The sequence below is a fragment of the Mesorhizobium sp. M6A.T.Ce.TU.016.01.1.1 genome (assembly GCF_003997065.1).
In the GTDB taxonomy this organism is placed as follows: domain Bacteria; phylum Pseudomonadota; class Alphaproteobacteria; order Rhizobiales; family Rhizobiaceae; genus Mesorhizobium; species Mesorhizobium mediterraneum.
The window spans coordinates 1-884 of the sequence record NZ_RZTJ01000091.1 but is presented as its reverse complement, the minus strand read 5'-3'; the positions used below and the strand labels follow the sequence as shown (position 1 = coordinate 884).

The 884-nt window shown below is 61.8% G+C and carries 1 protein-coding gene; it reads left to right on the top strand.

Annotation, left to right across the window (positions count from 1 at the left end):
* Positions 1-850, top strand: an 850-nt coding sequence (locus EOC94_RS33365) for an ABC transporter substrate-binding protein (RefSeq protein ID WP_127295872.1), incomplete at its 5' end; no start/stop codon positions are given.
* Positions 851-884 lie beyond the last annotated feature (34 nt).

Sequence of the window (884 nt, the reverse complement as noted above, 5' to 3'; positions counted from 1 at the left end):
GATCGATCAACTGCCGTTCGAGGTCGAATGGGCCAATATCAGCGGCGGCCCACAGACAATCGAAGCCTTTCGCGCCAACGCATTGGACGTCGGATCGGTTGCCGACATTCCACCCATCCACGCGACCTGGACGGGGCTCAAGGTCAAGATCATTGCCGCGAAGTTCCGCAATAATCCGGTTGCGCACCCTATCTATCAACTCGGCATTGCACCGGGAGTCGAGGTCAAGACGCTCGCGGATTTGCGCGGCAAACGGATTGCTTTCAGCCCCGGTCAGGCACAAGGCGCGCTGGTGTTGAGGGTCCTGCAGGCCGCCAGCCTAGAAAAGGAGGATGTAGATCTCATCGAACTGCCCAGCAAAGGCGATGCCTATCCAGTGGCACTTGCCGGCAAGCAAGTCGACGTCGCGCCGATCTCGGGCGTCCTCATCAAGCGCTACCTGCGCCAGTATGGCGCCGACGGCGCTGCGACCATCCCGCACGGCTTGCGCGATGATCCAGCCCATCTCTATGCCCCACAAGCCGTGCTTGACGACCCGGCCAAAGCAGCCGCTCTCGGCGAATATGTGCGCTACTGGGCGCTAGCCGCCCGTTGGGTGGAAGAGCATCCCAAGGAGTGGATCGAGGGGTACTACGTCGCCACCCAGGGCCTCAACACAGAAGATGGCCAGTATCTGGTCGACGCTGATGGTCAGTTCGACATCCCCGCCGACTGGAACGACGTGATCGTGCGCCAGCAGGCGACGATCGATCTCCTGGCCAAGGAGTTGAGCAAGCCCGCGATCAAGGCCGAGGACCTGTTCGACAGGCGCTTTGAGGCGATCGCCACAAACGCGCTGAACGCCTCCTGACGCCTGCTTCCCGACACCGGAGACGACACCGATG